This is a genomic window from Paenibacillus sp. FSL P2-0089, from assembly GCF_038595095.1.
Taxonomy (GTDB): domain Bacteria; phylum Bacillota; class Bacilli; order Paenibacillales; family Paenibacillaceae; genus Paenibacillus_AQ; species Paenibacillus_AQ silagei.
This window is the reverse complement of record NZ_CP152006.1, coordinates 6,796,515-6,821,367: the sequence shown is the minus strand read 5'-3', so window position 1 is coordinate 6,821,367 and position 24,853 is coordinate 6,796,515. Positions and strand designations below refer to the sequence as shown.

Sequence of the window (24,853 nt, the reverse complement as noted above, 5' to 3'; positions counted from 1 at the left end):
ATGAAGCACAGAGCCAAGAAGATATGGGAGAAAGTCAAAATAGTTGGACCTATAGCCGGACTATTGAGCATGTTCTTTATCACCTGGAACGGGAGCTATTTCGGCTCAAGGCTGCTGGTCCATTATTTTCACTGGTCCTTCTCCGAATATGGGTATCACCTGTTTGTGATGGCGATGCAGATTATCATCTTTTTCGTCTGCGGGGCGATGATTGCCTTCGCTACACGCGGCAAGGATCAGAACTTCTATAGGCCGATCCTTACAGCCATGCGGCAGATCTCTCAAGGCAACTTCAAGATTGAACTGGAGAACAGCGGCCAGTACCGGCAGTTCGGAGGGATTGTGGAAGGGATTAACGAAATGGCGAGTGAGCTGAGCCGGATGGAGCTGATGCGGCAGGACTTCATCGCCAGCGTATCCCATGAGATCCAGTCGCCGCTGACCTCGATCCGCGGGTTCGCTGCCGCGCTGCAAGAGGAGAACCTTAGTCCGGAGATCCGCAAGCATTACCTGGATATTATTGAAGCGGAGAGCCGCCGTCTGTCCGGCCTGAGCGACAATCTGCTGAAGCTGTCCGTGCTGGAGGCAGAGAGCTTCCCGTTCGAGCGGAAGCCTTATAGGCTGGATAAGCAGGTGCAGGCGATGATCCTGGCCGCAGAGCCGCAGTGGCTGGGCAAGGAGATTGAGGTGGAGGCCGAGCTTCATGAGACCACTGTGACTGCGGTGCAGGATCTGCTGAGCCAGGTATGGACCAACCTGCTGCATAACAGCATCAAATTCACCCCCCAGGGCGGACGGATCACCGTCATTGTACGCAGCATGGGGGAATGGGCCGAGGTGGAGGTCAGGGACAGCGGGATAGGCATGAGCGAAGAAGAGCTGGCGCGGATCTTCGAACGGTTCTATAAGGCGGATAAGTCCAGAAGCGTCAGCAGCGGAAGCGGAAGCGGGCTGGGCCTCCCGCTCGTGAAGAAGATCGTGGAGCTCCATGAAGGCAGCGTAGACGTAACGAGCCGTCCCGGAGAGGGGACGGCGTTCATCGTGCGGCTGCCGCAGCAGAGCGGATGAGCCATGAACCCGCCGTTCAGGCGAATAATCAGCGCCGGTACTTCAGCCGGATATTCACTGGCCAGGAGGCCGGTTAAATTAGTACAGTGTCAGGTTTAAAATAGTGGAGTAGAAGCAACTCCCCTTCAAATTACATCTTTTCTAAGCGGGGGTGTTCTTCAGGGGCGTTGGCTTAGCGTAACGGACTGAGGTGCTCTTATTTGGGAAGAAAGTCGCCAACTGGGCGAGTAACGGACTCCACAGGCCTTATCCTTTAGACTTCCGCTCCGAAACGTCTCAGATTGAAACAATAAGGCCACCTGAGTCCGTTACACTGCAAAAAGTGGCATTTTCGTGGGGATAAAGTCTCTCCGGTTCGTTAGACCTTGGGGTGGATAGGGTTTCCCATCCGAACAGCATAGCCCCGTACCCAGGACAGACAGATCATACTGTCATGGGTGCGGGGCTATTTACGCAGCCGTACTCGGTTGAATCCGTCTGTGCTGTCTCAATCACAGTCCCCGCCGGATCAGCTCTGCCAGCAGGGGGATGCTGCGCTCCAGTTCAGCCGCAGAGGCATAAGCGTAGGACAGCCTGAGATGCCTGCCGTCGCTGCGGTCGTACAGATCGCCCGTATTCAGCAGCAGTCCGGCGCGCAGCGCAGCGCTGAACAGCTTGCGCGGAGGGACAGCCTCGTGGAGAGACAGCCAGATATAGAAGCCTCCTGCCGGCACGTTCCAGCTTGCCAGTCCGGTGCAATGGAGCTGCAGCAGCTCAAGCATGTGGTCGCGGCGCGCGCGTAGTCTGCCGCGCAGCACATGCAGGTGCTCTTCATGATAGCCGCCCGTAAGCCAGCTGGCGGCCGCCAGCTGAGACAGGGAGCTTGCACCATAATCACTCTGCATCTTGATGTCGGCCAGCCGCCGGACTACCGGCTCGGGTCCGGCAATCCAGCCGATGCGCAGACCGGGGCTGGCGGCCTTGGACAGAGTGCCCAGATGCAGGACCCGTCCCTCCTGGTCCAGCGCCTTCAGCGGCGGCGGAGGCGGAGCGTCCAGCCATAATTCCTGGTAGGCCCCATCTTCCAGAATGGGCAGCCCAAGTCTGCCTGTGACCTCCATCAGCTCCTGGCGGCGCCCCTTATCCATGAGGATTCCGGTCGGATTGTGAAAGGAAGGGATGCTGTAGAGCATCGCCGCCTTAGTGCGGATCGCCTCAGCCGTGAGGTATTCCGGGATCAGACCACGCCCGTCCATAGGCAGGCCGCTGAATTTCACCCCCGCAGACTGAAAGGCATGAATCGAATACAGATAAGACGGCTTCTCCAGCAGGATAGAAGAGCCGCGCGGCAGCAGCCCGAGGGCAATGAGCTGAAGCCCCTGAAGGGCACCGGAGGTAATCAGAATGGAGTCCGGGCCAGCGGTAATGCCGCTCCGGGCTAGTAACCGGCTAACCGCCGCCCGCAGCGCCGGACTACCGAGCGGCTCCTCATAGGAGAGTGGAGGAAGAACGCGCTGCGCGAGTCCGGCCAGCACCTGGTTCATTGCTGCCCCGGGCAGCAGCTCGGGCGCAGGCTCGCCGGTCCCTAGTCGAATCAGACCCGGCTCATATTCGAGCCGGTTAATGTCCTGGATGGTGGGCAGGTTGGGATAGTGAATCCCCTCCTCCACATAGTCATTCCAGTTGCCTGAGTGTTCCGGCTCAGGGGGCACCTCTTCCCCGTCTTCTCCGCATTCTCCGGCGGAACCAAGGGAAGCCGGGAGCACAGAACGTATGCCTGTAACTATTGTTCCGCCCCCGCGTCTGCCTTCAATCAGGCCGAGGGCGGTCAGCTGCCCCAGCGCTGTAACCACCGTACTGCGGTTCACTCCAAGCTGGCGGGACAGCTCCCGCTGCGGAGCCAGACGCATACCGGCAGGCCAGGCCCCGGTGCTGATCTTGGCCAGGAAGTAGGCGTAGATCTGACCATGCAGCGGCAGCGGAGAAGCCGGGTCCGGCTTCCAGGTGTCCGGCAGACCGGAGCCAGCGCCCGCTTGCTGCACTTCAGGAGTTGCGGGCCGGGAAGCCTCCGAATGTACGGATTGGCCGGGCGTGCTTAAGTCTGTATGGTTGGAGCGTTGTGAATGTGTCAAGGGCAGGCTCCTTCCGGACGAATGATTGTAGACAATTAGCAGTTATCATGCCAAGGGCGAAAAACCGAATACATTGTGCCACTGCCAAGGCAACCGGCTCCATTGTATGCGAAAAACTGAACACATCGGCCATGCGCCTGCGTGCCACCACAATGTATGTTGTTTTTAACATACATTGTGTCACTACTAAGGTAACCGGCCGATTGTATGCGAAAAACCGAACACATTGCTCACTGCGCAGGCTACCGAGCGATTGTCCCCCTCACAGCCGCTGTTGACTAACATAATCCCTCATTGCTTTCCTTCTCTCTCTCTCTTTCGTTCTTTCTCCCAGTCTACCATGATTCCTCCCCTTTCATTCATCTTGGTTGGTATGTGTCCAAAAACTTGGATGGTTACGGCGGCCGCTATGGCAGGGTACGATCAGTAGGCTATAACCGGAGGAAGCCTGAGAGGTTTGTTTATCGGGAAGCACCACTAGGAAGATATAAGGGGGAAAAGAAATGGTGCAGGCCATTCTACATGGAATTATCCTGGCCTTCGGGCTGATTCTGCCGCTGGGCGTGCAGAATATATTCGTTTTTAATCAAGGGGCACAGCATACCAGATTCCGTAGTGTACTGCCTGTCGTACTGACGGCAGCGATATGCGATACGCTGCTTATCGCTGCGGCAATCGGCGGAGTCTCCTTGGTCATTTTATCGCTGCGCTGGGTCACGCCTGTTATATATGGGGCAGGCATTCTGTTTCTCACCTTTATGGGTTGGAGAATCTGGCGCTCTGCTCCGGCGAAGGATGAATCGGGCCGACTCTCAGCGAAGGGACAGATCCTTTATGCGCTGTCTGTGTCCCTCCTGAACCCGCACGCCCTGCTGGATACGGTGGGCGTGATCGGGACCAGCTCGCTGCAATACGACGGTGCGGTGCGCTGGACCTTCGCGGCTGCGACAGTGGCCGTCTCCTGGCTCTGGTTCCTGGGTCTTGCTGCAGCGGGCCGCCAGCTCGGCAGATTGGATGCTTCCGGCAAGGTCATGAAGGGGCTGAATACCGTTTCCGCACTGCTGATCTGGGGGATCGCCGTCTACATGGGGGTTCAGCTGTGGGGGCTGTTGTATGGCTAAGTGATTCCCCTTAATTAGTCTTTGCTCAATAGATCTGTTAATTCTTTAGAGCTGCGATCTTTTAATTTCAACATTTTTTCGCTATTACTATCTTTAATCAAAAATCCACTTTTGGTTTTAAAATCTAAATAAAGGCTGAATCTCACAACTTCGGTATCCGCGTAAGTAACATTCATTCGATACGTTGGTGGACCCACATCAACAGCCCCGCGTACTTTTTTCACAGTTCTTATAGCATCGTTGAATGCCCGGATGCTATCGTTATCAGTGTAAGTAGTTTCAGCTGTTTCAGAAATAAGAGTGACGCTAACAATCTCAGGATTTGGTCTGACTAAAACATATATTAAAACAAGTAATAGTATTAATGAAATTGAAATGATGCCGATTTTTCTCATAAACGCTCCCCCTTGTAGCAATCTTGTAGATACTTGGACACCTTCCTATGTATGCTCTGGACCTGTTTGGAACAATAGTACCGTTTAACATTGATTCAGCCCTTATCCGTAAGATTCGGCAAGCCGCTTGCCAAACTGTTTCGAATTCTTCACACTTTCGAGCTATAGTTGTTTTATTTGACTTTATTCTATTGACGGTTGAAATCCCATCCTCTACCATACAGATATAAACAAAATGTTCTAAATTATGGAATGTGGGAGGTGTGTTGCTTTGAAGCCTGCAGTCATGATTCGAGACCAGCTTGCAGATTATTTAACCCAGCATGGGCTGTCCATTAATCAGTTCGCCATAAGATCCGGCATTAATTCCGGGACACTCAGCCGGATTATTAATGGCCATCAGCCCATTGCCATGAGCCATCTGGAGTTAATCACTGCAGGAATGGGGCTTGGCGAGGATTTTTTTTACAGCTTATATGTCGAGGAATGCTTCTATTATTCGGCACCGACCTGGCGGCGGCTTCGCCCGTTCATTGTGAAATGTGCGGAACTGGGGCGTACGGATTGTATTGAGCTGCTGGTTCAGAACTTGCTGGATAATCTGACGTATGTCCCCATGCTGTACGAGGTTGCGGAAGGCTTGTTCCAGCAGGGCCACTGGCCGGCGGCTGCACTGCTCTATGAGAACGTTAGCGCCAGCGAGAAATACCAGTATTCCGAACGCTTGGCCACCTGCCAATACCGCCTGTTCCAGATTGCCCTGGGTGATGACCAGAGCACGAACCTGCGCGCGGCCACCCTGTTCGAGAGCTACATTCCGCGCCTGAATGAGGCGGATCAGTTGGATGGGTTGAAGGATCTTATGCATGTCTACTATACACTGCAACTGTGGAATAAAGTAAATGAGCTTGCTATTGAGCTGCTTCGGCTTGCGACAATCCGGTACGATCTGTATTGTAACCCGAAATATAAAGAGGCAGTGAAGAGCGGAGAAAGACCTCTTTGCTTTTATATATTGTATGCTCATCTAATGCGTTCCAATGTATACGAGGAATATGGAGACTACAAAAAGGCTCTTGAACTTGTTCCTTTATATTCTGACGTAGATTGGATACATGAAGAAAGTGAAGAAGCGAAGAGGACTGTAACGCAATTTCAGGAATGGGGTAAGGCTAATACTTACTTGTATCGGTTACTGGATGGACAGCTAGAGGTATTAGATGATTATGTTAATTATATTTCCACGCAAAAAGGTGAGATCTTCACAGCTTTATTTTATATCGTCAAATCTGCGAATCTGTATAACTGGAGTGTAGACTCTGTCCTGGAGCGCTTCTCTGATTATATGCCATATAGGATACATCTTAATGAGTTCGGAGCGTACAATCAGCAGATTAAAGCTGACCAACATGCTCGATTTCTTGTTGAGCTGGGAGTCTATTATTTACGGAATAGTCGTAGTGAAGGCATTGGATATATCCTACAAAGTTTGGAATCATCATCTAAACTTAACAATGAGAGCATGATCTTCAAATGTGTTGATTTATTCGAGCAGAACAGGCATATTGCCGGGGAAGATGAACAGATGCAATACAAAATCTTAATAAAAGAGGTACGGGATGCAAATGAAAAGAAAACTCATATTAATGCTAGCCTCGTGTAGTATTGTTGTACTGATTACTATGCCTCTAGCAGAACCAGCAAGCAAACCTATACAACAACAAATGATTGAAACCATGGGTCATGGCACGGGCGCCTGAATAAGCGCAAGAATTATAAATAGTATCATTTTAGGCGTCTTCTGCTAATGCAGGGGCGTCTTTTTTATGTACAACTTCTATCTCGTCAGAGCTTTGTCAATATATTCACTTTAACAGATAATGCAATCAGTCCATTATTTTGTAGTTTTACATAAAAATCTATAATGTTGCATAAGGAGGCGGGATTCCCATGCATAGTCCAGCAATCGTTAGAATTCGCATAGAGCAAGCTAGAAGTAAGCTTCATACATTACATATTCAATATGGCGGTTTCAATCATCCTGAGGTCTTGCGGCAATCCGTGGTGCTGGATGAGCTGCTCAATGCCTACGATAATGCCTACCGGATGAATAAAAGGCCGCCTGCTTAAACAGTGCTTCAAGAAACAATCGGAGAGTCAGATATAAGTTCCATTGGACACGTGTATAAAAAAGGTGGTAACTGCTGTGGAGCATACAGTCAAAATTCGAGACGAGATAGCGGCGTATCTCGCAAAACACAAACTGTCTATTAATCAGTTTGCGATTGCCAGCGGAATTCATTCCGGCACACTCAGCCGGGTAATGAAAGGCCAGCAGGCCTTAGCGATGAACCATCTGACCCGCGTGACCAGCGGGATGGGCCTGCCGGAGGATTACTTTTACAGTCAGTATGTTGATGAATGTCTATACGATTCGACGCCGACTTGGCGGCGTTTACGGCCATTCCTGCTGCAATGCGCGGCGCTATCGCGTCTGGATTGCATTGAGCGGGTGGCACAGAATTTACTGGATAATCTGTTGTATGCACCGCTGCTGTTCGAGGTTGCGGAGGAGTTATTTGAGCAGAAAAACTGGCAGGCCGCAGCACTAATCTACGAAAATGTGGGAGCCAGCGAGAAATACCAGCATTCCGAACGGCTGGCGCTCTGCCAGTATCGGCTCTTCCTCATTAATCTGGGCGATGATCCCCAGAAAAATCTAATCGCTGCTACTATATTAGAGAATTATGTCGATAAGCTGGACGAAGTCAATCAGTTGGATGCGCTGAAAGAGTTGGCTAATTTATACAGTGGGCTTCAGGCGTGGGACAAAGTATCTCAGTCTGTAGAAGAACTGCTAAGAGTCGCCACTGTTCAATATGAACTCCACGGACAAGTGCATCGTAAGCATAGTAGCAATCAATTTTATAAAAAACCGCTGTATACATATATTTTATATGCTCAGCTTATGAGATCCTGTGTTTATGAAGAACTGGGCGACTATAAAACCGCACTGGATATGGTACCTCAGTACATGGATCACAGCTGGATACGGGAAGATGACGAAGAAGCAAGACGTATTAAGGCTCAATATATAGAATGGGGAACGGCTAATACGTACCTTTACCGCTTAATGGATGGGCAGATTGAGGTGCTGGAAGAATATATAGAGTATATCTCCACCTGTGAGAACGAGATTTTTATGGCGCTGTTCAAGATCGTTCAATTGGCTAATCAGTATAAGTGGGACGTGGATCATGTGATACAGAGATTTGCGGACCACATTCCTTACCGGAAGGTTTACAGTATCTTTGGTGAACACAACAAATTCATTCATGAAAAAAACTACACCCAATTCTGCAGCGAGCTGGCGACCTACTATCTATCCCGCAAGCGGTACAAAGGCGATGATGTGATTATGCAAAGCGTAGACTTATCCGCCAAATTAGACAGCGAGCAGCAAGTGATCCGGGGGACCATATCCGTGGATTTCGAGATTGCGATTTCGGATATTCCGAAGTCGGGCTGATGTATTCAGGAACGGCTTAAACTATAGATCCTCCATACATAACGGCTGAGAATCCTTCAAGGAATCTCGGCCGTTGTGCGTTGGGTACAGCACAGAATGATATTATAGATTTCCAAAAATGAAATATTATTGAGACCATTATGAGAACTTTCCGCAGGCAGTCTAGCCTATGATGGATAAATAGGTTTCTGAAGTGTGGGGAGGAATTAAGAATGAACAATAAAAGAAGATTATTGGCGAGTGTCGTATTAATAGAAATATTGTTAGTTGGTTGTAGTCAGGTTAGTAACATATCTTCTTCTGATCCAGCCCCGACCGGTAAGCCGTCTATGACTGAGCCGATCCAAACCGTAAATGCTGATAACGATCCAGGAGAGAAGGACAATCTAGAGGAGCAACAAGGTGAACTGTTAAGTTACACCGATGAGCAAATAAACGAAATCCTTACTGCTGCGAAGAAAGCTGGACTTAGTAAAGTGTACATACCCACAGTTGGCTTGGGTGTTGACGACTACCTGCATAGCGTTAAGGCTGGAGAAAATGAAGTTAATCTCTCGTTTATTCGTGGTTTAATTACGGAGTCTTCCAGAGAGCTTGAACCGTTACACGAAATTGAAACAACAAGAAAAGTTCAGCTTACTCAAACCATAACGGGAAATTGGATTAAGGAAAAAGGGTCCCAGGAGTTCTTATATTTTGAGATTGATGGAATTTACTTTAGCATGAAATCTGCCAAACAAATTGATCCAGAGGCTTATGAAAAGGCTGTTGCTTCAATGAGTGTGTTGGAGTAGCTTAACACTTTAACTATGAATCTATTCTAAACAAGCAGGCCCATGAACAAGTTCATGGGCCTGTTACATTTCTCTCCGTGCGTCCTACCCGCCAATCTGCGACATGCGGCGGGCGGTGGGCGTATGGCTCTGGGCTTTGTGCTCCAGGGCCAGCGCCATTTCGTGGTTATGCGGCTTGTTGCCGAGCGCCTGGCGGAACAGAGCCTGCACCGCAGCAGGGTCGCCGATCAGCGGGCGTACATTATATTCGTCCTGCCAGTACAGGCAGGCTTTGATGTTGCCGTCGGCGGTCAGGCGCAGCCGGTTGCAATTGTCGCAGAAATGCTCGCTGACCGGGTGGATCAGCCCGAAGGTTCCCTTCGCGCCGGTGACCCGCCGGTTCTGGGAAGGGCCATTCCCGGAGGGCATGTCGGCCTCCTCGGTGGTCCAGCCAGCTTCCTTGCAGGCCTCTACAACAGTCTCCAACGGCAGATAGGTCTGCCGCCAGGCATCGCTGGCGCTGCCAATCGGCATGTATTCAATGAACCGCACATTCAGCGGGCTGTTCAGGGTCAGGGCGATGAAGTCCTTGATCTCGTCATCGTTAATGCCTTTCATCAGCACGACATTCAGCTTGATCGGGGACAGGCCGGCGGCTTCTGCGGCTTCAATTCCCTTCAGCACCTTGGCAACATCGCCGCCGCGGGTAATCATCGAGAAGCGGTCCGGCCGTAGCGAATCCAGGCTGATGTTCACCCGGGACAGCCCGGCCTGCTTCAGGATAGCCGCTTTGGCTGGCAGCATCAGCCCGTTCGTCGTCAATGATATGTCATCTATGCCGGGTATGACGGCGATCATAGAGACCAGCTTCTCCAGATCCTTGCGGACCAGCGGTTCGCCACCCGTCAGCCGGACCTTCCGCAGGCCCAGGGGCGCAAGCGCCTCCACCACAGCGGCAATCTCCTCGTAGCTCATAATCTCGTCCTGCGGCTGGAATTGCATTCCTTCGGCGGGCATACAATAAATACAGCGCAGGTTGCAGCGGTCAGTAACCGAGATGCGTAGGTAATCATGTATGCGTCCAAAAGGGTCAGTCAGCGGCTCCATAGCGTTGCTCCTTCACCTGTTGATTTTAGTTTAAATTTTAAAGAAACCATTCCGCCGCGTCAATGCACAGCGGACAATCTAAAGCATAGGGGGATAGAAGGCCAAAGCAGCAGCCTAATTATGACAAAAGTGCGACAATTCCAGGGAATGGTCATAGAATGCTCACCGAAAGCGCTTATCATATTCGATATAATTTAGGTGCGGAAGATTCAAACTTTAGATACTTTTACTTTTGCGAAGCACAGCTATGATACCGGAAGGCTCAGGAGGCGATCCCTAAGGATACCCCGGGTATCCGGCAAACTATGTAGGGAGGATTTGCAAAATGACCATACCAACTGTTCCATCGCTTGTCGTGCCGGAGGCTTGCAGCCGCTGGCTGGAGAGTCGGGGATTAATATATCAGCTGCTGGTGGACTTCTATGGAAGAAAACCATCTCTCTCACTGGTCGCCCAGTGGAGCCGTAACCGTGAGATGAGTGTCGCTGCGGAGATGACCGAAGGCGGCCGTGAGTTGAAGCGTTACCTGTGCAGCCAGGAGCCATCCATGCTCCCGGCCATCTGCGAAAAAGAAAAGCTCGAATACAAACGTCTGATGAATGAGCGGGCCGTCAGCTCCTTCGTGGCCCGTGAAGCGGCTCAGCTGGGCCGTGAGGAAGAATTCTGCAACGTGCTCTCGGATGTGTACGCTTCGGCGGGGATTGTCTTCAAGAAGTGCAGCGGCGAAGCCGACGACCATATTGCCATTGAACTGGAATTCATGGCCGTGCTGCATGAACGGATGCTGTACAACAGCTTCTCGATCCGCAGTGCGATGGAGCTTCTGGAGATCCAGGAGAGATTCCTTGAGGAGCATCTGCTGAAGTGGACTCCACAATTCTGTGCGAGAATGAACGCTGCCACCGACAGCCCGCTGTATCTGGGACTCAGCCATATGCTGGAGGAATTCCTGCCGCAGGATCTGCACATGCTGCGTGCCTGGAAGGCTTCGCTGGAGAGCAGCGAAGCAGCCATGGCTTAATAAGTACCATACTCAAGGCGCCCTTCCATCCATCGGAAGGGCGCCTTATTTCTGCTCCTAGGGTCGTCGGGCCTTAAGTGTAGTCTGTGCAACTAAAGTGATGGGTGATCGCTAGTAAATGGTTATAAATGTAGTTTATACAACTAAATATCCCGATTTTTCCTAAAACAAGCGATACCGTTGTTTTTAATTGTACGGAATGCAGTTATCTCAACTATTCAGGCTTTTAGTCATCATTTAGGTGTACAAAATACAATTAGCGGTAAATGGTATAATAAAGTCATATGGAATATTCAAAGGAATGATTTAATTGAGAAGATCATTGAAACGAAAGCAGGCTGCCCTATCGTATGTTAGATCATCCCTTGCAATTGAAGGAATTCATCTTACTGTACAAGAAAATCAGTTGTTAATAGATAGAAGTAATGGAGGTATGAAAAATTCTGAGTTTTTAGCTCGTGCATTAGAAATGGCTAAGAATGTATGAGCAAGAGGATTCTCGGTACTGTTACCTTGGTACAATGGGTTTACTGATAGAAGAAGCAGATTAATTGGTATAATTAGCATTACATAAAGATAGGCGCCCTTCCATCAATTCGGAAGGGCGCCTTATTTCTGCTCGCGGGGTCTTGAACTTAAGCTTTCACTTTATAGGTTTTGATTGAAAGAAAATACAAAAAGCGTGTAGGATCGGAGGGGGATTTTGGAACTGTAGGAGCGGTAGCGTCCGCCTTTGTCTCCGGATTTCTACCGCAAACAGCGGTACAATTCAAGGAATCTGGAGACAACAGCGGCCGGAAGTCCAAATATCCACCGTAGTGACGTCTGAGCTTTACGCTATGTTCTTACGATCAGCTCTTATAACTGAAACTGAAGTTCATCCCCTATTTATTCGTAAGTCTTCTTACTCCGAAACTTCATCAGGAACTCATACACCACCGGTACAACGACCAGGGTCAGCAGCGTGGAGCTGACGAGACCGCCGATGACGGTTACGCCAAGCCCCTTGGAGATGATTCCGGCGCTGTTCTCAAGGCCTGTAACCAATGGCAGCAGGGCGCCAATGGTCGCGAGCGCAGTCATGAGAATCGGGCGAAGGCGGGTAGCCCCGGCCTCAAGCAGCGCCTTGCGTGTAGACATTCCCTCTTGTTCCTTATGGATTACGCGGTCAATCAAGACAATTGCATTGGTGACCACGATACCGATTAGCATCAGTGCACCCATCAGTGCGGAGACGTTCAAGGTCTCGCCGGCCAGGAGCAGGGCAACAAGAGCGCCGATGACTGTGAACGGCAGCGAGAACAGGATGGCGAACGGTGCCAGACCGCCGCCGAAGGTGACTACGAGCACGAAGTATACAATCGCAATAGCCGCGAGCATGGCGATGCCAAGCTGTCCGAAGGTCTCATTAATCTGCTCGGTGACTCCGCCGAAGGTGATGGTCACGCCGTCCGGGAGATCAAGAGCCTCTATTTTGTCCTGCACAGCCTTGGAGGCACTATTAATGTCACTGGAGATAATGTCGGCGGTTACCTCGACTTTCATTTTGCCGTCTTCACGGGTAATGGAATCCGGGGACTGGCCCTGTTCGATGCTTGCTACCTCGCCAATCGGTACAGTAATACCTAGCGGCGAAGTGAGCGTGGCGGCCTTCATTTCTTCAATACTATTGTAGGAATCCTTGTCCGTCTCAATGTAGACCTTGTAATTCTTGCCGTCCAGCTCTACCTCAGTCAGTACAGGCCGGGTTCCGGCAGGGCTCAGCTTCATCGCAAGCTGTCCGGCCGTTAGGCCCAGTGAGCTAAGCTTGGCCTGGTCAGCGACGATGGTGTATTGATCATAGGCTTCAGAGAGGCTGGTCTTTCCGTCTTTGAAGTTCTTGGTGTCTGCCTGAACGATCCCGGCAATGTCATCGGCTACCGGTTTGAGCTGCTCCAGCGTATCGCCGAAGATGTTAACAGTAAGGGTGCTGCCGCCGAGCCCGCCTCCGGCCATGCCGGACAGATCGCCCCACACGCCATCCGGCACCTCTTGGCTCAAGCCTTCAATTAACTTCTCCTTTACGGTATCGAAATCAGGCGTGTTGCTGTCATACGTGACATAGAACAAGCCTGAATTGCCTGAGCCCATTCCGAACGGGCTGCTGCCCCCGATGGAATACTGCATTTTGTCGAGATGCTTCTGGGCCAGAATGAACTTCTCCGCCTTCAGGCCCAGCGCCTTCACATCCTCCAGAGTCTGACCGGCCTTCGGGGAGAAGGTAAGCGTAACATTCTTCTCTTCCTGGGAAGGCAGGAAGCTGACGCCGATCGGCTTGATCAGGAACAGACTGCCTGCCAGTAGCAGGACAGCAACACCCAAGGTGATCAGCTTATGCGAGAGACACCAGTCCAGGATTCGGACATACCCGCCCGCCAATGCGCCGTGCTTGTCTTCGTGACCCTTTTTCCCCTTCTTGAGTCCATTACGGAACAGGGTATGGGCCAGTGCAGGCACCAGGGTAATGGCAACCACCAGTGAAGCCAGCAGCGCGAATACCATAGTGAGGGCAAACGGCAGGAACAGCTCACCGACCATCCCGCTGACAAAGGCGAGCGGCAGGAAGACGGCAATCGTCACAATGGTTGAAGACATAATCGGCACAAACATCTCACGGGTAGCCGCGCTGATCAGCTCTCTGCCGCGAAGCTTCTCGCCGGACAGCGTAAGCCGCCGGAAGATGTTCTCAATGACCACAATGGAGTCATCGACTACGCGCCCGATGGCTACGGTCATGGCGCCGAGCGTCATCATATTCAGCGTAATATCCATTTGCCGCAGGCATAATACTGCAATCAGCAGTGATAATGGAATCGAGATAATAGAAATAATGGTAGAGCGGATATTGCGCAGGAACAGCAGGATGATAAGCACGGCGAACAGGGCGCCGAAGGCAGCCTTGGACAGCATCGTGTTCACGGAATCCTCAATCGGCTTGCCTTGATCCAGCAGCACGGTGAGGTCCATCGACTTGTATTGTTTCTTCAGTTCTTCTGTCTTGTCCTTGACCCCGTTCACGACATCGACGGTGTTGGCATCATTTGCCTTCACAATCTGAATCCCGATGGATTCCTTACCGTTGGTGCGGGAGATGGATTCCGATTTGCCGACTACCTCGATAGTGGCAAGCTCGCTCAGCTTCACCGTCGGCAGCCCGGTCATGGCGCCAGCACCAGCCCCGGTACTGCCAGCCGCAGCATTGGTGCCGCCAGCAGCACTAGCACCGCCTGAAGCTGCACCGCCTGCTTCCCCGGCTCCTGTGCCAGGCATGCCAGTTGCACCGGCTCCGGCAGCACCCGCCGCAGGACCAGCAGGAACCAGCGGAATGCTGACATTCTGCAAGTCCTCCACTGTAGTGATGTTGCCGTCAACGACAACAGCCTTCTGTGACTTGTCCATCTCGAACAACCCGAGCGGCACCCGCAGGGAGGAGGCTTGGATGATGCCTTTGATCGTATCCTCGGTCAGTCCGTACTGCTTCAGCTTCTCCTGATTGAACTTCAGGGAGACTTCTTTGACATATTGTCCGGCAATCTGCACAGAGGCGACGCCTTCGATATCCTCCAGCGCCGGGCGGATATCATTCTCGGCAACCCGGGTCAGCTCCTCCAGATCGCCGGAGCTCTCGTCAGAGATACTGAGGGAGATGACCGGCAGCGAGCTGAGGCTGAAGCGCGAGATTTGCGGCTTTTGCACCTCATCCGGCAGCTTCACCTCGTTCAAGGCTTCCCGCACTGCTGCTGTAGCATTGTCCAGGTTCGTGCCGTAGTCGAACTCAATGGTGACGCTGGAGGCGTTCTCCAGAGAGGTGGAGGTCAGCATCTTCACGCCGTCTACGTTGCGGAGCTTCTGCTCCAGCGGCTTGCTGACGTCATTCACGACCCCTTCGGGTGCGGCTCCTGGATAAATAGTAGTAATGCTGAGATAAGGGATACTAATGTTAGGCAGGGTCTCCTGCTTCATGGTCAATCCGCTGTACAGACCGGCGAAGACAATAATGATCGTCAGCAGCCAGACGGCGAATTTGTTGCGGAGCGAGAAATTAATTAGGCTTTTCATCAGTAAAAGGAACCTCCAGTACAATTATTCTTGATCTTACAGGCGTGCCGCCTCTGTCCTTAATGAAGTCCGCAGGAAGTGTGCATATAGGGGGTGAATATTTTCTTCAATTGACTTAGCTCGCCGGATAGTCCGGGGTACCCCTCAAGATTGGCAATCATCCCTTGAATGATCGCTTTCCGGGGCTGGGTGGTGAGGATTTCGCTCTCCAGAATGCCCAGGGACTCCATACCGTCTTCGGCATGCTCCTGGCTGATTACGTCCGCTTCGCTGAGCAGGAGCTTCATCGCCTTGATCAGCTGAAGCGGGCTCTGGCGCGGTCCTTCTCCTTGACCCTCGGCCCATCCGGCGAGGACTGCGGAAGAGATCAGAGGGGCGGGCTTCCCTGCAAGCAGGCCGGAGACCATAATGTCCAGCCAGTCCACCAGCCGGTCAGCCAGTTCAGGGATGGAGACAACAGTCTCCTGGCCGAACAGCAGCTTGATGCTGGAACTGATCATGCCGTGGCTGAGCACGCACAGCTCGCCTGCATAGGGCAGAATCTCTGGCCCGTACATGAGCTCCAGCTTCTGCTGGAACCAGCGCAGCAGGGCGGTGTTGTTCTGCTTCACCCAATCGGGAATCTCGGCCACACCCCGGCCGGCCACCTCCTGGAATTGGCGCTGCAGGAATTCGCGCAGCTCGTATACATGACTAAGCAGAATTTCGAGCTGGTTACGCAGCTTCTCCCGGGGCTCTCTGCCGGCAGCCTGCTCCTCCTGCTGCAGCGGATCATGAATCATCCGGAAGCAGTAGATGTATATACTGCGTTCCAGATCTTCTTTGGATTTGAAGATCAGATACAGACTTCCTTTGGAGATCCCGCATAATTCGGCAATCTCCTGCATGGAGGTGGAGGAGGAGCCTTTTACAGCGAACAGCTGCATGGCGGTCTTGATGATTTGTTCTTTTTTGGTCATGCTTTTAGCGGTCAAGGCGATATAAGCCCCCGTTCTGACTAGACAGTTCTATATTTGACTGATTGGTCAGTGAGATTATATTATATATCCTGCAGCAACACAAATTTGCAGGTTTCAGTAGGAAGAAACGGATTCTTCATGTAAGATATACATGTGTCATTTTGGTGAGAATCGGCGGAATGAGAAGGTAGGGTACATATGAGAAGAGGACTGCAGGCAATAGTCATTATAGCGGCTTTGCTGGCTTTTTATTATTTTGGATTTGGCGTGTTCGGCAGTACAGCCGGGACGATTATCAGTATATTTTCCACATTGACGGTCATCTCTGTCGCGCTGGGGATCTTCATGGAGAACCGCAATCCTTCCACCACAGTGTCCTGGATTCTGCTGCTCGCGCTGATCCCGGTGCTGGGGCTGGTGTTCTATTTCCTGTTCGGGCAGAATGTATTCAAGCGGCGCAAATATGACAAGAAGGCCCAGCGCGACCTCATGGCCTATGAACGGATTGAGAACGATGCGTTGCGGATGCACCAGGACTGGTCGGTGTTCAGCCCCGCGCAGCAGAAGCTGCTCGGCCTGTCCCAACGGCTCGGGCGCACGCCGATCTCCTTCAATTCAGAGTCGCGCATCCTGACCAACGGTGAGGAGACCTTCGGGACACTGCTGCTGGAGCTGCGGCAGGCGCAGCATCATATCCATATGGAGTATTATATTTTCCGGGCAGATCATATCGGCACGCGCATTCAGCAGATTCTGATTGAGAAAGCCCGCGCAGGCGTGGCGGTCCGGTTCATGTATGATGCGGTCGGGAGCATTCAGCTCTCCAGAGCCTTCCTTAAGGAGCTCAGTGATGCGGGGGTGCAGGTGGCTGCTTACGGCAACTCCACCTCCTTTTTCTCCAGCAGGGTGAATTACCGCAATCACCGCAAAATCGTGGTCATCGACGGCGATGTCGGCTTCATGGGCGGGCTGAATGTCGGGGACGAGTACTTGAGCCGCAGCAAGACCTACGGGTTCTGGCGGGATACACATATGCTGCTGAGGGGCGAAGCGGTGCGGACGATGCAGATTATCTTCCTGCAGGACTGGATGCACACGACCGGCGAGAAAATCCTGGAGCAGGACTACCTCTCCCCTCAGCTTCGCTTCACTACCGGAGACGGGGCGGTGCAGATTATTGCCAGCGGCCCGGATAATGAGCGGCGTGCGCTCAAGAATATTTTCTTCTCCATGATTACTACTGCGGAAAAATCCGTCTGGATCGCCAGTCCCTACTTCATCCCCGATGAGGATATACTGACTGCGCTGCGTGTGGCGGCGATGTCGGGGCTGGATGTCCGCCTGCTGTTCCCGGCCAAGCCGGATAAATGGATTCCGTTCCTGGCCTCCCATTCCTACTTCCCGGCGCTGCTGGAGTCCGGCGTGAAGATCTATGAATATGAGAAGGGCTTCATCCACTCCAAGCTGCTGATTGCAGACGGGGAGATTGCTACGATTGGAACAGCGAACATGGATATGCGCAGCTTCCATCTTAATTTTGAGGTGAACGCGCTGCTGCTGCAGACCGAGAGTGTCTCGCGCATTGTTGCAGACTTCGAGCGTGACCTGCAGTCCACGCGGCAGATTGTCCATGAGACCTTCATGGAGAAAAGACTGCTGGAGCGGCTGCTGGAATCCGCAGCCCGGCTGATGTCTCCGCTGCTGTAAGCGGACAAGCGGACTGAAACAAAAAAACGGTACCGTGCCCCAAAAGGACGGTACCGTTTTTTTGTTGTTTCATCAGAAGGTAGTGAATCCAAGCCGGGTCTGTATCCGGTAGAGGATGTATTTCAACCAGGTGACGTCACTCTGATATTCCGTGAGCGGCAGGCTGTATTCAGCGCCCTGGTTGTTCCATAGCCGGTTGAAGTAGCCCTCCACCTCCGCATACAGCGGCTGTTCCCGCGGAACGGATACATAGAGGTCATTCTCCAGGTTATAGTCGTCCAGATTACGGGCTGTGAAGTTCGTTGATCCGCCCAGCAGGGTAGAGTCGCCTGATGCCTTGGCAATGAACAGCAGCTTGCTGTGATACTGCTCCTCGCCTGTGTTGTACCAGCGGATCAGGATATTTCCTTCAGAGCGGCGGTCCAGGTCCATGGCAACGGGACGGTTGGGGATGCCGATTTTGTCCCGTCCGAAGGCATTCTGGTTGGGATCAAGCAGCAGTCTCACCTGGGCGCCGCGGGCATCTGCGGCAAGAAGGGCATCGATAATTCCGTCGTCCGCCAGATAGAACATACCCATCCAGATGACATCCCCGGGTCCTGCCGCAGCGATCCCATTCAGGGCATATTTGTATACCTTGCCTTCGGTCAGATAGCGGACTTCAAGCGAAGGTTCCCCGGATGCGGCGGCGGGCGGTTTGAATTCAGGGGGCTTGCTCAGCAAGGGACCGGCTCCCGAGAGATTAGCCGCCGCCTGCTCACTCCGCAGAATATCCTCCTGGATTGGACCCTGCACCTCCAGGGCAATGTTGGAATGATAAGCACTGGCATCATGCACATTGCCGGAGGAGATCAGGGCGGTGTTCTCGCTCAGCACGACCTTGCGGTGGTTTGCTTTGACATTGAGCAGCTTCAGGTAGGAACGTGTGGTAATGTCCGGCCCTCCGCTGGCCATCAGATTCGGAATCCAGCCGGTGCCGGATTGTCCGAACCACTGGATGAAGGTGCGCCAGACCGCAGAATAGGCAGGAGTCGAGTCCCGCAGACCGTCTACATCTGTCATGATGATCTTAATACCGGCAGCTCTCATCTCTTCCAGGAGGGCATTAGGCGCAGAGCCGTAGTTCGTATTCACCTCATCGGTGATGAAGGCGATCTCCATGGCGGGATAGGCGGCTTTCTGGGCAAGCAGCTTATCGGTAAGCTGTCTGCTGACAGCGGGGAACTGCTGGTCTGTATGGGTATAGTTATTGAACAAGAACAGATCGATCACGAGGAACTGTCTGGACTCTTCAATAATCTGCAGGATTCTGGGCAGAATCTGTTCTTCCCTTGCCTGCTTCCCGCTGCTGTCCTGATAGGTCAGATCATGCCAGAAGGCGACCGTACTCACCTTATAAGCAGGGCTCTCCGCAGAAAGTCCGGGCGGCAGCGGCTTATGGGTCTGATAGATCATCACCCCGGCCAGCCAGAGGAGAAGAAGGATCAGGGCCAGCAGGAGTCTGGAGCGGCGGCGCAGGAAGAACTGCGTCTGACGCTTGTGGCGGGATGCCGTAATGGCACCTGAAGCCAGCGTGATCTGTAACTTTTCGGGTGTGACGGGATGGCGGCCTTGATTCATAGTTATCCTCCTGGGTCTGCTGCGGGGCTAGAGCGGCTATAGGGTAGCCCGGCATTGTAAATACCTATAACGCCCGCTAAGGAGAAGTGAAGCAGCTGACGGCAAAATCCCTGAAAAATCTAGTGTTGCACAAAGCGCTCCTGTTCATCCGCGCCGTACCTGCAAGCTGCATCATACAAGTTCTGGTGACATAACACAGATGCAATTGTATAATGAGTGTAAATAATTTGTATAAGGTTTGAATCTTCAAATGTATTCAGTGTAAACAGGAAGGCAGTGAGATCCATCGTGTATTCCATCAAACAGGTTGTCGAAATGCTCGATATTCCCTCTGTCACTCTGCGGGCGTGGGAGAACCGGTATCAGGCTGTCGTCCCGGAACGTACCGAGTCCGGCTATAGACTGTACAACCAAGAGAATATTGAGGACCTTCGCTGGTTGAAGGAACAGACCGATAAACAGGGCATCAGTATCTCACATGCTGTGCGGATGCTGAAGCAGCATAAGCAGAAGGACCTGGATGACCGGCTGTCCGTTGCGGGCGGTGACCCCAAGGATGCCTTGGACAAAATGAGGCAGCAGATCTATGCAGCGCTGCTCGACATCCAGGGTGAGCGGGCCGATGCCCTGATCGATTTCGGGTTCTCCCTGTACGGCTATGAGGCGATGGTCCATCAGGTGTTGGTGCCTGTTCTGGTGAAGGTTGGTGATGCCTGGGAGCAAGGGACGGCAACCGTAGCCCAGGAGCATTATATGACACATATGATCTCGAACCGGCTGTCCCAGTTCTTTCACGTGTTCCCGGTGTATGCCCATCTGCACAAGGTGCTTGCCTTTTGCCCGGCAGGAGAGCATCACCAGGTCGGCCTGCTGCTGTTCTCGCTTTTCCTGCGCAGAAACGGGGTTGAAGTCATCTATCTGGGGGCCAATACCCCCGAGGACGGTGTGATGGAGCTGCTGGAGAAGCAAGAGCGGATTGGAGCTGTCTGCCTATCCGTTACGAATGGTACGCTGGTCCCCTATACGGAGGAGCTGCTTGAACGGCTAGGCAGCTTGTACCCGGAGATGCAGCTCATTGCGGGCGGTAGAGCTTATGAGGCAATCAGCCTCCAGGATACCAACGCCACCTATGTGATGGCGGAGCCGCCGGAGAAATGGCAAGCCTGGTTCGATCAGGAATATGCCACAATCCGGCATAGAGCGTAGCAGTTATATTGAATTTTAATAGTGTAGGAGATTCTATGGAACCGGTCAGGACCCGCTTGCGGGGCTGTCCGGTTCTTTTGCTATGGACAAGTCTAGCAACCAAATTGCTGGAAGTCCGGCGGATGATATTTACATGGCCCGGCAAAGTATGTATGATATTTGTATCACTATTGTATAGTTTTTGTATAACGTTTGAACGAAGGAGGACGTCGCTTGATCCGAACCACAGATACCGCAAAAGTCGCAGTAATCGGCGCAGGACCGGGCGGGCTGGCCGCCGCCATGCTGCTTGCCGCCGAAGGATATGAAGTAGATCTCTATGAACAACAGGCAGAAGTTGGCGGAAGATCAGGCGAGCTGAAGCTGGGAGACTACCGTTTTGACCGGGGAGCCACCTTCTTGATGATGCCGCATTTGTTAGAGGAGCTGTTCACTCTGGCAGGGCGTTCGGTGCATGACTATGTCTCGCTTACACCGCTTGATCCGCTGTATTCACTGCATTTTGGAGATACCGTATTTACGCCTTCTACGAACCAGGATCAGACGGCCGAGGAGATTGAGCGGCTGTTCCCGGGCAATGGCAACGGCTACCGCCGGTTCATGGCCGAAGAAGCCGACAAGCTGGAGCGGGTGATCCCGCTGCTGCAGCGTCCGTTCCAATCGTTAGGGGATTATGTTAAAAGAGATGTGTTCCACGCGCTGCCTAAGCTGAACGCTACAGACACCGTATACAACCGGCTGTCCCGTTATTTCGATGATGAACGGCTGCGGTTCTCGTTCACGTTCCAGGCCAAGTATCTGGGGATGTCGCCTTGGGAATGTCCGGGCACCTTCACGATTCTGTCGTACATGGAGCACCGTTACGGCCTCTACCATCCGACTGGCGGCATTAACCGTGTGCTTCAGGCTATGGCTGAGGTCATCCGGGAGCATGGCGGGCGGGTCCATACCGCAAGCGGAGTGAAGCGCATTATCGTCAAGGACGGGCAGGCCGCAGGCTTGCTGCTGGAGAACGGGGAGAAGGTGGATGCGGATTATATTGTGATTGGTGCAGATTTTGGATCTGCAATGACCCAGCTGTTCGAGCCCGGGCTTCTGAAGAAATACACCCCTGCCAAGATTGCCCGTAAAAGATATTCCTGCTCCACCGCCATGCTCTACCTCGGTGTGGATGGAGAGGTGGACCTCAGTCATCATTCGGTTCATTTCGCGGACGATTACCGGCGTAATGTCAAAGAGATCACGGAGCTGGGCGTTCTGTCGGAGGATGCTTCTATCTATATTCATAATCCGTCAGTCATCGATAAGACACTGGCGCCTCCCGGTAAGTCCTCGCTCTACGTGCTGATGCCGGTGCCTAATCTGAGTGCCGATATCAACTGGGAGCAAGAGCGTGCAGTGGTGGAGGACTGGATGATGGAGCGGCTGCAGCAGATCCCGCAGCTGGCCGGAATCGCCGGACGCGTGGAAGAGAGCCTGTTCTTCTCTCCGCTGGACTGGCAGAACCAGCAGAATGTATATAACGGGGCCACCTTCAATCTGGCTCATAATCTCGGGCAGATGATGCATCTGCGGCCGCATAATACCTTCGAGGAGGTACGCGGCATCTGGCTGGTCGGCGGGGGAACCCATCCGGGCAGCGGCCTGCCGACGATCTTCGAGTCGGCCAAGATTAGCGCACGGCTGCTGCGGGAGCATGACCAGGCTGTGCGGGGGCGGTTCACCGTACAGGCGGGTGCGCCCGGCGCAGGTGCGGGGGTTCCGTTATGAGCCGCATTGCCATCGTAGGCAGCGGAATCGGCGGGCTGACGGCGGCGCTGCTGCTTACCCGTCAGGGACATGAAGTAGTGATCTATGAGCGCGCAGCCCGGGTGGGCGGGCGTGTGGCCTTTGAAGAGCAGGACGGCTACCGGATTGACCGCGGGCCTACCATCGTGCTGCTGCCGGAGATGCTTCTCGGTATTCTGGAGGAAGGCGGCCTTCCGCGATCCAGTCTGGAGCTGCTGCACTGTGATCCGCTCTACCGGGTTCACTTCCGAAGCGGGCGTGTGTTAACCAAATTCGCGGATGCATCGGCGCAGGCGGAGGAGATTGACCGGCTCTATCCCGGAGAGGGCAAGGGCTTCACCCGGTTCATGAAGGACATGTCGGTGCTGTATCCGCAGGGGCGGACCTCGTTCCTGGAGCGGGGGTATGCCAGCGGGCGGGAATTCTTTAGTCCGGCTAACCTGTCGTTGATGGTCCGCCTGCGCGCTTACCGGAATCTGCGCTCTGCGATCGGCCAGTATTTTCGCAATGAGGAGCTTAAGGATGCGTTCTCCCTGCAGAGCCTCTATATTGGAGGAGCGCCCTTCCGCACACCCGGTATCTACACCATGCTTCCTTACGCCGAGCATGCCTTCGGCATCTGGATGCTGAAGGGAGGATACGGGACGCTGCCGCAGATCATGGCCCGGGAGCTGGAAGACCGCGGGGTACAGATTCATACGGGCGCTGAGGTGGAATCCTTGCTTGTTGAAGGAAGCCGCTGCTGCGGAGTTGTTGTTCAGGGGCAGCCGATTTCTTATGATGCCGTTCTGTACAATGGAGATTTCCCGAATGTAGAGAAGTTGCTGCCGCCTGGTGTGTTCAAGCAGGAACAGGCACCGGTTGTGACGGCGAATAAGGGCAGATCCGTATCGGCCAAGGCCATAAAACGCGGAAGCTGGAAGCCCTCCTCGGGCTGTCTGCTGATCTATGCGGCCACAGACAAGCGCTGGCCGGAGTCGCTGGTGCATCAGTTCTTCCTGCCGGATAGTCTGAACAGCAGCCTGCATGAGCTGTTTGACCGGGGACAAATTCCTCAGGATTCTTCTTATTATGTATTTAATCCGGTAGCGCTGGACGATAGTGCAGTTCCTCCCGGACAGAGCGTGCTGTATTTCCTTGTTCCCGTCCCGGCGGCGCCGGATAAGAACTGGGAGGAAATAGCCGGAGCACTAGCCGATAAAGTCATGGCAGATGCCGAGAAACGGGGCTTCCCCGGGCTAGCCGCGAGTGTGATCTGGCGCAGGCTTAGAACGCCTGCCGATGCGGAGCAGGAAGGGATGTATGGCGGGGGCAGCTTCGGTATTGCACCGCTGCTGAGCCAGTCGGGGGTATTCCGGCCCCAGCCGAAGCCTTATCCGCTTAAGGGGTTGTATGCCGCAGGTGCTTCCGTCCATCCGGGCGGCGGTGTGCCGATCGTGATGCAGGGAGCGAAGCTTGCCGTTCAGGAAATGATAAAGGAGATGAGCGTACATGGATGAAAGGATACTGCAGCAATGTGAGGAACTGATGAAGAAAGGGTCCACTTCGTTCCATAAGGCGTTTGATGTTCTGCCAAGTCCCAGGCGTGAAGCGGTGCATGTTATTTATGCCTTCTGCCGGATTATAGACGATAGTGTGGATGAGCCGGAAGGCGCGCCGTACAGCATTCATGAGCTGCGGGAGCATTTCATGAATCTGGAGCAGGCGGAAGGGCATTTCATCTGGCCGGCGCTGCGCTGGCTGTTCAGCAGCTTCCCGCAGCTTCAGCGTGAGCCGTTCCTTTTGCAAATGGAGGGACAGCTTAGAGATCTTACCTTCACAGCCTATGACACGATGGAGCAGCTTAAGGATTACTGTTATCTTGTAGCGGGAACGGTAGGGGAGATGCTGCTGCCTGTTCTGCGGGATGATCAGAGTGAAGCGGCACGGACATCGGGAATTGCGCTGGGGATAGGAATGCAGCTGGTCAATATCATCCGCGATGTGGGTGAGGATCTCAGAAGAGGACGCAGATATGTGCCGCTTGAGGTGATGGAGGGACATGGCTACAGCCAGGAGGAGCTGGAGAACGGGGAGGTCAATCACCGTTTCACTGCCGTTATCCAGGAGCTGCGGACAGAAGCGTTGGACTGGTTCCGGCGAGGGCTGGAGCATGTGCATACGTATCCTTTGGAGAGCGGTCTGGCCATTGAACTTGCCGCATCCTTCTATGCTGCTATTCTGGATGCTGTGGAGGCAGACGGGTATGATGTTTTCCGCAAAAGATCCTATGTCAGCGATGAAGCCAAGCTTCAGCTGTTCCAGCGTACGGTCGTGCGTTATGCCGGTGTAAGAACTGCGGTGGTCTAAC

Annotated in this window: 18 protein-coding genes; 12 read left to right on the top strand and 6 right to left on the bottom strand. The window is 53.1% G+C overall.

The genetic code is table 11. The features are described 5' to 3' along the window. Nucleotides 1–1,068, top strand: a complete 1,068-nt coding sequence (locus tag NST69_RS29030; RefSeq protein ID WP_339251935.1) for a HAMP domain-containing sensor histidine kinase — start codon at nucleotides 1–3, stop codon at nucleotides 1,066–1,068. A gap of 491 nt (nucleotides 1,069–1,559) precedes the next feature. Here NST69_RS29030 and NST69_RS29025 read toward each other — a convergent pair whose 3' ends face one another. Continuing rightward, nucleotides 1,560–3,179, bottom strand: a complete 1,620-nt coding sequence (locus NST69_RS29025; RefSeq protein WP_327196456.1) for a PLP-dependent aminotransferase family protein — start codon at nucleotides 3,177–3,179, stop codon at nucleotides 1,560–1,562. A 503-nt stretch (nucleotides 3,180–3,682) separates the two neighbouring features. On the opposite strand from NST69_RS29025, the gene NST69_RS29020 reads away from it, so the two are divergent. Further along, a complete protein-coding gene (locus tag NST69_RS29020) occupies nucleotides 3,683–4,300 on the top strand; it encodes a LysE/ArgO family amino acid transporter (protein WP_036726167.1) in 618 nt (205 codons plus the stop codon). Nucleotides 4,301–4,314: 14 nt separating this feature from the next. On the opposite strand, the gene NST69_RS29015 is transcribed toward NST69_RS29020, so the two are convergent. After that, nucleotides 4,315–4,695, bottom strand: coding sequence for a hypothetical protein (locus tag NST69_RS29015; protein WP_036726168.1), 381 nt, complete (start codon nucleotides 4,693–4,695; stop codon nucleotides 4,315–4,317). Nucleotides 4,696–4,966: 271 nt separating this feature from the next. On the opposite strand from NST69_RS29015, the gene NST69_RS29010 reads away from it, so the two are divergent. From NST69_RS29010 to NST69_RS28995, 4 genes are all read left to right on the top strand, one after another. Continuing rightward, nucleotides 4,967–6,358, top strand: coding sequence for a helix-turn-helix transcriptional regulator (locus NST69_RS29010; RefSeq protein ID WP_342547791.1), 1,392 nt, complete (start codon nucleotides 4,967–4,969; stop codon nucleotides 6,356–6,358). Nucleotides 6,359–6,645: 287 nt separating this feature from the next. Next, a complete protein-coding gene (locus NST69_RS29005) occupies nucleotides 6,646–6,825 on the top strand; it encodes an aspartyl-phosphate phosphatase Spo0E family protein (RefSeq protein ID WP_036726170.1) in 180 nt (59 codons plus the stop codon). Between the two features lie 76 nt (nucleotides 6,826–6,901). After that, the gene (locus NST69_RS29000; RefSeq protein ID WP_342547790.1) at nucleotides 6,902–8,224 is read left to right on the top strand and encodes a helix-turn-helix transcriptional regulator; all 1,323 of its coding nucleotides are present in this window, start codon (nucleotides 6,902–6,904) and stop codon (nucleotides 8,222–8,224) included. Between the two features lie 212 nt (nucleotides 8,225–8,436). Next, on the top strand, nucleotides 8,437–9,018 hold the full coding sequence (locus NST69_RS28995; RefSeq protein ID WP_339251925.1) for a hypothetical protein: 582 nt from the start codon (nucleotides 8,437–8,439) through the stop codon (nucleotides 9,016–9,018). Nucleotides 9,019–9,102: 84 nt separating this feature from the next. Here NST69_RS28995 and moaA read toward each other — a convergent pair whose 3' ends face one another. Further along, the gene (moaA, locus tag NST69_RS28990; protein WP_342547789.1) at nucleotides 9,103–10,104 is read right to left on the bottom strand and encodes a GTP 3',8-cyclase MoaA; all 1,002 of its coding nucleotides are present in this window, start codon (nucleotides 10,102–10,104) and stop codon (nucleotides 9,103–9,105) included. A 325-nt stretch (nucleotides 10,105–10,429) separates the two neighbouring features. On the opposite strand from moaA, the gene NST69_RS28985 reads away from it, so the two are divergent. Continuing rightward, a complete protein-coding gene (locus NST69_RS28985; protein ID WP_342547788.1) occupies nucleotides 10,430–11,125 on the top strand; it encodes a molecular chaperone TorD family protein in 696 nt (231 codons plus the stop codon). Between the two features lie 888 nt (nucleotides 11,126–12,013). Here the strand turns inward: NST69_RS28985 and NST69_RS28980 are convergent. Then, on the bottom strand, nucleotides 12,014–15,223 hold the full coding sequence (locus NST69_RS28980; protein WP_342547787.1) for an efflux RND transporter permease subunit: 3,210 nt from the start codon (nucleotides 15,221–15,223) through the stop codon (nucleotides 12,014–12,016). Nucleotides 15,224–15,282: 59 nt separating this feature from the next. Continuing rightward, on the bottom strand, nucleotides 15,283–16,197 hold the full coding sequence (locus NST69_RS28975) for a TetR/AcrR family transcriptional regulator (RefSeq protein ID WP_051478074.1): 915 nt from the start codon (nucleotides 16,195–16,197) through the stop codon (nucleotides 15,283–15,285). 183 nt (nucleotides 16,198–16,380) lie between these two features. On the opposite strand from NST69_RS28975, the gene cls reads away from it, so the two are divergent. After that, the gene (gene cls, locus NST69_RS28970) at nucleotides 16,381–17,889 is read left to right on the top strand and encodes a cardiolipin synthase (RefSeq protein WP_036726174.1); all 1,509 of its coding nucleotides are present in this window, start codon (nucleotides 16,381–16,383) and stop codon (nucleotides 17,887–17,889) included. A gap of 72 nt (nucleotides 17,890–17,961) precedes the next feature. Here the strand turns inward: cls and NST69_RS28965 are convergent, their stop codons facing one another. Continuing rightward, nucleotides 17,962–19,509 (bottom strand): phospholipase D family protein, encoded by a 1,548-nt coding sequence (locus tag NST69_RS28965; RefSeq protein WP_342547786.1) that lies wholly within the window; start codon nucleotides 19,507–19,509, stop codon nucleotides 17,962–17,964. 276 nt (nucleotides 19,510–19,785) lie between these two features. On the opposite strand from NST69_RS28965, the gene NST69_RS28960 reads away from it, so the two are divergent. The 4 genes from NST69_RS28960 (at nucleotide 19,786) to NST69_RS28945 (ending at nucleotide 24,852) form a co-directional block, all read left to right on the top strand. Next, nucleotides 19,786–20,715 (top strand): MerR family transcriptional regulator, encoded by a 930-nt coding sequence (locus tag NST69_RS28960; protein ID WP_342547785.1) that lies wholly within the window; start codon nucleotides 19,786–19,788, stop codon nucleotides 20,713–20,715. 213 nt (nucleotides 20,716–20,928) lie between these two features. After that, nucleotides 20,929–22,485, top strand: a complete 1,557-nt coding sequence (gene crtI, locus NST69_RS28955; protein WP_063830916.1) for a phytoene desaturase family protein — start codon at nucleotides 20,929–20,931, stop codon at nucleotides 22,483–22,485. Continuing rightward, nucleotides 22,482–24,002 carry a phytoene desaturase family protein gene (gene crtI / locus NST69_RS28950; protein WP_342547784.1) on the top strand — a complete coding sequence of 507 codons (1,521 nt, stop codon included), beginning with the start codon at nucleotides 22,482–22,484 and terminating at the stop codon, nucleotides 24,000–24,002. Before crtI (NST69_RS28955) ends, crtI (NST69_RS28950) begins: the two co-directional genes overlap by 4 nt. Continuing rightward, nucleotides 23,995–24,852 (top strand): phytoene/squalene synthase family protein, encoded by an 858-nt coding sequence (locus NST69_RS28945; protein ID WP_342547783.1) that lies wholly within the window; start codon nucleotides 23,995–23,997, stop codon nucleotides 24,850–24,852. Before crtI (NST69_RS28950) ends, NST69_RS28945 begins: the two co-directional genes overlap by 8 nt. Nucleotide 24,853 lies beyond the last annotated feature (1 nt).